Below are 7,577 nucleotides of genomic sequence, written 5' to 3'. Positions count from 1 at the left end.
TGGAGATGGAGAGATTCGAACTCTTGACCCCCTGCTTGCAAGGCAGGTGCTCTCCCAACTGAGCTACACCCCCATAATAATCCGGCGCCCGCCTATTCTCCCATACCGTTACCAGCATAGTACCTTCGGCCGTCTTCCTCTTAACCGTCGTGTTCGGGATGGGAACGGGTGTTTCAAGAAGACGCATCGACACCGGAAATCCGGTGAACCTTTGATCAAAAACCAGACAGCACAAGCAACCCTTACTTTTTCCTTAGAAAGGAGGTGATCCAGCCGCACCTTCCGATACGGCTACCTTGTTACGACTTCACCCCAGTTATCCGCCCCGCCTTCGGCAGCTCCCTCCCTAAGGTTGGGTCACTGACTTCGGGCGTTGCTGACTCCCATGGTGTGACGGGCGGTGTGTACAAGACCCGGGAACGTATTCACCGCGACATGCTGATTCGCGATTACTAGCAATTCCAGCTTCGTGCAGTCGAGTTGCAGACTGCAGTCCGAACTGAGACGTTATTTTTGAGCTTTGCTTAAACTCGCGTTCTCGCTTCTCTTTGTTAACGCCATTGTAGCACGTGTGTTGCCCAAATCATAAGGGGCATGATGATTTGACGTCATCCCCGTCTTCCTCCCGGTTATCCCGGGCAGTCTCGCCGGAGTGCCCAGCTTTACCTGCTGGCTACCGGCAATAGGGGTTGCGCTCGTTGCGGGACTTAACCCAACATCTCACGACACGAGCTGACGACAACCATGCACCACCTGTCACTCCTGTCCCGAAGGAAAGCACCCATTACGGTGCGGTCAGAAGGATGTCAATATTTGGTAAGGTTCTTCGCGTTGCTTCGAATTAAACCACATGCTCCACTGCTTGTGCGGGTCCCCGTCAATTCCTTTGAGTTTCATTCTTGCGAACGTACTCCCCAGGTGGAATACTTATTGCGTTTGCGACGGCACCGATGCCCTTCGGGCACCAACACCTAGTATTCATCGTTTACCGCGTGGACTACCAGGGTATCTAATCCTGTTTGCTCCCCACGCCTTCGAGCCTCAACGTCAGTTTTCGTCCAGCAGGCCGCCTTCGCCACCGGTGTTCTTCCTAATATCTACGCATTTCACCGCTACACTAGGAATTCCGCCTGCCCCTCCGATACTCAAGCTTTGCAGTTTCCAAAGCAGTCCCGCGGTTAAGCCGCGGGCTTTCACTTCAGACTTGCAGAGCCGTCTGCGCTCCCTTTACACCCAGTAAATCCGGATAACGCTTGCCCCCTACGTATTACCGCGGCTGCTGGCACGTAGTTAGCCGGGGCTTCTTACTCAGGTACCGTCATTTTCTTCCCTGCTGATAGAGCTTTACATACCGAAATACTTCTTCACTCACGCGGCGTCGCTGCATCAGGGTTTCCCCCATTGTGCAATATTCCCCACTGCTGCCTCCCGTAGGAGTTTGGGCCGTGTCTCAGTCCCAATGTGGCCGGTCATCCTCTCAGATCGGCTATCGATCGTCGCTTTGGTGGGCCGTTACCCCGCCAACTGGCTAATCGAACGCGGGTCCATCTCATACCACCGGAGTTTTTACCCCCGCACCATGCGGTGCTGTGGTCTTATGCGGTATTAACAGTCGTTTCCAACTGTTATCCCCCTGTATGAGGCAGGTTACCCACGCGTTACTCACCCGTCCGCCACTCGAAATAAAGCCTTCCGCCCGAAGGTTTCCGTCTTCACTTCTCGTTCGACTTGCATGTGTTAAGCACGCCGCCAGCGTTCATCCTGAGCCAGGATCGAACTCTCAAATTTAAATTTGTTCGTTCCGGTCAAAATAACGTTGGTCTTTCTCAGTTATTTTACCCGTTATTACTTGGTTTGGTTCTTTTTTGAAATTCTTTTGGAAGCTCACGGACACATTCGAAAGATGTCCGTGAACCCTCTGTTTTCACAGAGATTTCAGGGTTGTTTGTACTGTCTGATCTTTGATTTTCAAGGTTCTCGGCTCGCCCTCACGAGCAAGCCTGTGTACTATACCATTCCTGTATCAGGGCGTCAAGCTTTTTCCAAAACTTTTTTCATCTTTTTTCGGATTTTTTTCGTCCTCCAGATGATGGTGCTTTGTTGCCCATTTGGAAACCAGATATAGTAGCACCAGCAAGAGTAGCGCCGCCGCAATCCGGAGCGGATTTGCTGCCCGCTGCAAGCTCTCGCCGAGCAGTGAAAGCGACGCCACCATGACGGCCTTTGCGGGCAGCATGACGGCGAGATACCGCCGTCCCCGATAATGACTGACACCGCAGGCAAAATTCACGAAGGATGACGGTGTAAACGGTAACATGATAATCAGAAACAGGGCAAGCGGTTTCAGACCTCCGATCAGTTTTCTCGCCTTTTCTATCTTGTCCCGCCCGAGAAAACCCTGTACTGCGGGCAGTCCCGCGACGGCGCGCACCGCAAAAAAGACGAGCGCGCTGCCGACGGCACTGCCGATCCAGCTGTACAGAAAGCCGAAGACAGCGCCGAACGCCGCCACATTCGCCGCGACGACCGCCGTCAGCGGAATCGGCGGAAACAGCGATTCGAGCGCTGCCATTCCGACCGCGACCCAGGGGGTCATATGGTGAATCCACTGCATGAGTTGCATCCAGATTTGCATGAAAAATCCTCCGTTCCGTCGAACGCCATGATTCTACCACAGCCGATGCCAAAAAGCGTGTACGACAGACGAAGGATTTGTGAAGAAAATCTTACAGACGGCTTTCATATTCCGCTCTCTCCTGCTTGCGAAGAGAAAGTACGGCGCTGCAGGGCGCGAGCAGTCCCGCGATGAGAAGCACGGCGAGGAAAAGCAGTGCTGTGTGAATGCCTGCGGGTGTGAGATAGGGGAGCCCCAACGCATTCTGCAAAGCCGGCGAAAACAGCATGCCGACGGCGAGCGCAAACAGGCAGCCGACACTTGCCCCCGAAGCGCCGAGAAGCAAGCTCTCCCAGACGACCAGGCGACGGATATCCCGTTTTCTTGCGCCGAGGACATAGAGCGCCCGATACTCCGCGCAGCGCTCGCGGAGCAGGATGCCGTAGAGAAGCCTTAGCAAGAGACAGCCGAGCAGCCAGATGAGTCCGATCAAAAGATAGACATAGAGCAGCATGCGGTCCACATTGCCCGCGACCTCGCGCATCATATTTTGCGCGGCGAGCACATAGACGCCCTGTCCGCTCCAGCTCTCCTGCAGGCTCTTTCTCAGCGCATCGACGTCGGTGCCCGGCTTTACCTTTACCATGACCGAGGAAATCAAGCTGTCATCGGCGCCGATCGGGCTGTTCAGCAATTTCTCGTATTCCCGCGCCAGACTTCGCACCTCCGGCATCCCCATGAACACCGAGGTGTCAAAACCCATGCCCGTTTTGGCGAGTTTGCCCTTAATTCGATAGGTCTTTCCGAAGAGGCGAATCTCATGCCGGTAATCCCCCTCCACGCTCGCGCCGACCAAGACCTCATCGGCCGCAAGGGGAAGCTTGGCGCTTGCCTTGAGCCAGGGAACCACGGAAAAATCCGAGTCGAAATCGAGACCTATAATCTGCAAGGGATAGGAACAGCAGCCGGCCGTAAGGGAAGCCAGATAGAGCTGCGGCGCAGCCTCTTCCACTGCCGGATTTTCCCGTATCTTTTCCAGCACATCCGTGTGAAAGAAGAAACTGTTCGGCTCTCCGCGGAGTATCGCACCGCTGATTTTGCTGTCATAGCCCTCCGGCACCAAAATCAAATCCGCCCCCATGCGCCCGGAGAGCGAGCGCAGCCCGTTCTTTAAGCTCAGCATCCAAAAGCTGCTTAAAAAGAGCATGAGTGCGAGCAGCGCGGAGAGCGCGGCGATCCCAAAGGAACGTCCACCCCGAACGCGTATGTTCTGCAGCGCCAGTCCGCGCGCATCAAGCCACTTTTCATCCTGCATTCGCATGAGACTCCTTACTTTGCGCCGTCCAGCGCAGCCTTGGCAGCCTGCACAAAGGCTTCGCGGGAGAGCGTCGCGCCGCTCACGGCATCTATGCTGTCCGGATCCTGGCTGTCTACAAGAAGGCCCGGGAGCTTATCGGTCCCCAGAATCGAATTCTGCGCGATGCTGTAGAGTCCCCGATTCAGAGGCTCGCTCTTTCCGTAGTCCTCACCCTTTTCCTTGCCCTCGCGGTCCAGATTCTGCATATCCACAGTCGCGATTTTGCCGCCCGAAACCGTGATGTCGAGTTTAATGGTTCCGCCGACTTCCTTAACCTCGGCCTCTCCGCTGTAGGTTCCGTCCTTATAGCCCTGCGCGGTCTTGCTCTCCGTGGTCTTGCTCTCTGCGGTCTTGCTCTCCGCGCTCTCCTTCTTGCCGCAGGCCGCAAGGCTTAGCAGCATAAGTGCCGCAAGCAGTGCGATTCTTTTCTTCATCGTTGCTTTCCTCCTTTATTCCGCGATGACCGGTCTCTGCCGCTTTTTCTTCTCCTCGCGGGCAATGCGTCCGTGCTCCAGCACGATCATGCGCTCGGCCTCGTCTCCGACCTCCGGGTCATGTGTCACAACGATGATGGAGCTTCCCGCATTGTGAAGCTTCTCGAAAATATCCATGACGAGATATTCGTTCTTTTCATCGAGATTACCGGTCGGCTCATCGGCGAGGAGTAACGCCGGATGATTAATCAGAGCGCGGGCAATGCAGACACGCTGCTGCTCACCGCCCGAGAGCTGGTTCGGCAGGTGCTTTGCGCGGTCCGCAAGCCCCACTTCCCGGAGTGCTTCCATGGCCTCCTCTTCATCCGGCATCGAGTGGTAATACTGTGCCATCATAACATTTTCAAGCGCTGTCAGGTAGTTCACCAGGTGAAACTGCTGAAACACAAGGCCTATCTTATCGCGCCGCACCTCGGTCAGTTCCTTCTGGCTGCGCTTGGTGATGTCGGTTCCGTCGAGAATCACCTCGCCGAGCGAAGGCTTATCCATGCAGCCTATGATGTTCATCATGGTCGTCTTACCGCTGCCGGAAGGGCCCATGATGGCAATCCACTCGCCTTTTTCAACCGTCAGATTGATTTGATCGAGGGCCTTTAACTCCCCGTAGATTTTGGAGACATCTCGTAAGCTTAAAATATCCATCTTCTCTTCTCCCACTCACTTATTCACCGCGCAACACAAGCGCCGGATCGATTTCCACGGTCTTTCTGACCGGAATCAGGCAGGCAACCACCGCAATCAGCGCCGAAACCAAGATGGTAATCGGCACCAGCGCAAAGAGGAAGTGTACCGTGCGCGAAAAGACGCTCAGGCTCACGCGAAGCGCAAACAGATAGCCGAGGCCTGCGCCGAGCGCACCGCCGAGCACACCGAGCATGGCACCCTCGCCGAGAAAGTCCTTGACCACACTCTCATTCGATGCGCCGAGCGCCTTCTTTAAGCCGATTTCCTTCCTGCGCTCGGTCACGACCGCCATCATTGTGGTCGACACGCAAATCATCATAATGCAGAGCACAATGACCGTGACGATCCAGACCAGAGCCTGCAGTTTTTTGAGGACCGTGTCCTGGGAGGCCGTGACACGCTTTACCGCCTGGGGAAGCAGGCCGGAATCCGCAGCCGCGATTTTTTGCACCAGCTGATTCAATTCCGCCTGCTCCATCTCGACACTGCATTCAATGACATCCGGTCCCTGATTGCCGACGATACCGGTCAAATCTTCCATGCTCATAAAAATGAGCTCTTCCTCCTTCCCGCCGGTTGTCACGGTTCCGGAAACGAAGAAATCGGTCGCGGTCTCTTGACCGTCCCCCTTTGAGGTGTTCACCGTGAACTTGTCGCCGATATCGAGTTTCAAGGTCTTTGCGATTTCATGGCCGAGCAGAACTTCCCTCGACTTTTCCGGCCAGTTTCCGTGAATCAACCAGTAGGGACTGTTTTGCTTTGCGCCCGCAAGATCCGTGCCCGCGAGCAGGTAGGGCTGTTCGCGCACCTTGGCATTTTGATAGAGGTAGGGCGCCATGCCGACCAGCTTGTCCGCCGGTATGGTGTCTCGTACTTCTTTGACCTGCGCCTCAGTGAGAGAGCCGCCCGACTCTGTCGGCATAATCAGTAGATTCGCGCCGTAGGAACGAAACTCCTTGCCCATCTGGCGCGGAATGTCATAGTAGATGGTCACGAGGCCCGAGAGCACCGTGGCCCCCATCGCAATCGCGAGGAGTGCGGTAACCATGTGGGAGCGCCGTCTTGCAAGCGAGGCCATCACCATGTGAAAGTACATGCGTCGGCGGCTCATCTTCCGCTCCCGCGGCTGTTTCTCTTTATTTTCCATGCAGAACCTCCGTCGGATTCAGATGCAGCAGGTAGCGAATGGCCGGTATGCTGCCGAGCAGGGTCACAAAGAAGATCAACAGGGCGACAATCGGAATTACCATAGCCGCCGGCGGAATGGCAGAGCCGAACACGCCGAAGCCGATCAGCTGGGTCAGCATGAGGCCCACGAAATAACCTGCCACGCCGCCGATCACGCCGGTCAGCATAATTTCCGTGAGTATGGTGCCGATGATGCGCCCGTTGCTCGCACCGACTGCCTTTTCAAGGCCTATCTCGGTGCGCCGCTCCATGACGGCAGCCGTCACCAGGTTTGAAATGCCGAGCGCCGAACCGAGCAGGCTGAGCACCGTAATCAGTACCATGAGGAGCGTCGTCTTATTCAAGATATCGCCCTCGGACTCCGCAACCTGACGTATGGGCTTTGCGACCGAATCCGGAATGACTTCCTGAATCTGATAGCAGATGGAACTCACATAGGCCGTGCAGTACCAGACTTCCCACTCTTTGACCGTAAGGCTCAGCGGATTCTGCGCCGCCTTTCTGGCGAGTTCATTGTCCGGGGTTGTGAGCGCCGAGACTTCGATGCTGCTCACCACATTTTCCTTGCCCGCAAACGCCTGGGCAACCGGGAGCACGCAGTAAATGTACTGATCCTCATCGCTTCCGGAGCTGAAAATGCCTCTGACCACCATGGTCTTTGTCAGCGCATTGCTCTTTAACTCCAATTTGTCGCCGACGGATAAATTGTTTCGGAGCGCGTAGATCGATCCGACCATTACACCGTCCGAATCCGCTTCGTCAAGCCACTCGCCGTTCATCTCCCACCAGCTCTTTAAATGCTGCATGCCGGTGTCCACGGATTCGCCCGTCGGCAAATCCATGTGATGTTTGACCCAGGTTCCGACCAGCCTTGTTTGCTCCGCATTGCCGTTCACCTGCACCGTGGTGTTGAAGTAAGGGGTGTAATCGACAATGTTAAAGGCCCAGAATATGGTCTTGATGTTTCCGAGTTTCGACTCGTCGAGATAGCTTCGCTCAGCACCCGCTTCGTCGCCGATGCCGTAGAGATCGCCGAGCAGAGAAGCATCCTTCGGCACGACATTGATGTTTGCGCCGTAGGTTTTTAATTCCTGGTTCACCTTATCGCCGACGCCGAGCATGGTGTTCAGCATCGCGGTCGAAAGGCTCACGCCGAGCGCAACGGTAAACGCAATCATGAACATCTTGCTCTTTTGCCGGAATACGGCTCCCAATACCATGCGTAAAAACATAGCGCCCC

At 55.5% G+C, this 7,577-nt stretch carries 6 protein-coding genes, 1 tRNA gene and 2 rRNA genes; all 9 read right to left on the bottom strand.

Annotated elements, in window-relative coordinates; all coding sequences use genetic code 11:
* Window positions 1-73, bottom strand: a tRNA-Ala gene (locus HMPREF9623_RS09825).
* A gap of 6 nt (window positions 74-79) precedes the next feature.
* A 5S ribosomal RNA gene (rrf, locus tag HMPREF9623_RS09820) occupies window positions 80-197 on the bottom strand.
* A gap of 60 nt (window positions 198-257) precedes the next feature.
* A 16S ribosomal RNA gene (locus HMPREF9623_RS09815) occupies window positions 258-1,788 on the bottom strand.
* Between the two features lie 235 nt (window positions 1,789-2,023).
* A complete protein-coding gene (locus HMPREF9623_RS09810) occupies window positions 2,024-2,635 on the bottom strand; it encodes a TVP38/TMEM64 family protein (protein ID WP_009533732.1) in 612 nt (203 codons plus the stop codon).
* Window positions 2,636-2,726: 91 nt separating this feature from the next.
* A complete protein-coding gene (locus HMPREF9623_RS09805) occupies window positions 2,727-3,929 on the bottom strand; it encodes an ABC transporter permease (protein ID WP_009533731.1) in 1,203 nt (400 codons plus the stop codon).
* Between the two features lie 14 nt (window positions 3,930-3,943).
* Window positions 3,944-4,405: an FMN-binding protein gene (locus HMPREF9623_RS09800; protein WP_009533730.1), complete on the bottom strand. Its 462-nt coding sequence runs from the start codon at window positions 4,403-4,405 to the stop codon at window positions 3,944-3,946.
* A gap of 15 nt (window positions 4,406-4,420) precedes the next feature.
* The gene (locus tag HMPREF9623_RS09795; RefSeq protein WP_009533729.1) at window positions 4,421-5,107 is read right to left on the bottom strand and encodes an ABC transporter ATP-binding protein; all 687 of its coding nucleotides are present in this window, start codon (window positions 5,105-5,107) and stop codon (window positions 4,421-4,423) included.
* Between the two features lie 19 nt (window positions 5,108-5,126).
* On the bottom strand, window positions 5,127-6,296 hold the full coding sequence (locus HMPREF9623_RS09790; protein ID WP_009533728.1) for an ABC transporter permease: 1,170 nt from the start codon (window positions 6,294-6,296) through the stop codon (window positions 5,127-5,129).
* Window positions 6,286-7,569 (bottom strand): ABC transporter permease, encoded by a 1,284-nt coding sequence (locus HMPREF9623_RS09785; protein ID WP_009533727.1) that lies wholly within the window; start codon window positions 7,567-7,569, stop codon window positions 6,286-6,288. The genes HMPREF9623_RS09790 and HMPREF9623_RS09785 overlap by 11 nt, the downstream gene beginning before the upstream one ends.
* Window positions 7,570-7,577: the final 8 nt, after the last annotated feature.

Source organism: Stomatobaculum longum (assembly GCA_000242235.1).
In the GTDB taxonomy this organism is placed as follows: domain Bacteria; phylum Bacillota; class Clostridia; order Lachnospirales; family Lachnospiraceae; genus Moryella; species Moryella longum.
The sequence above is the reverse complement of the archived record's forward strand: the minus strand, read 5'-3'. Positions and strand labels throughout refer to the sequence as shown.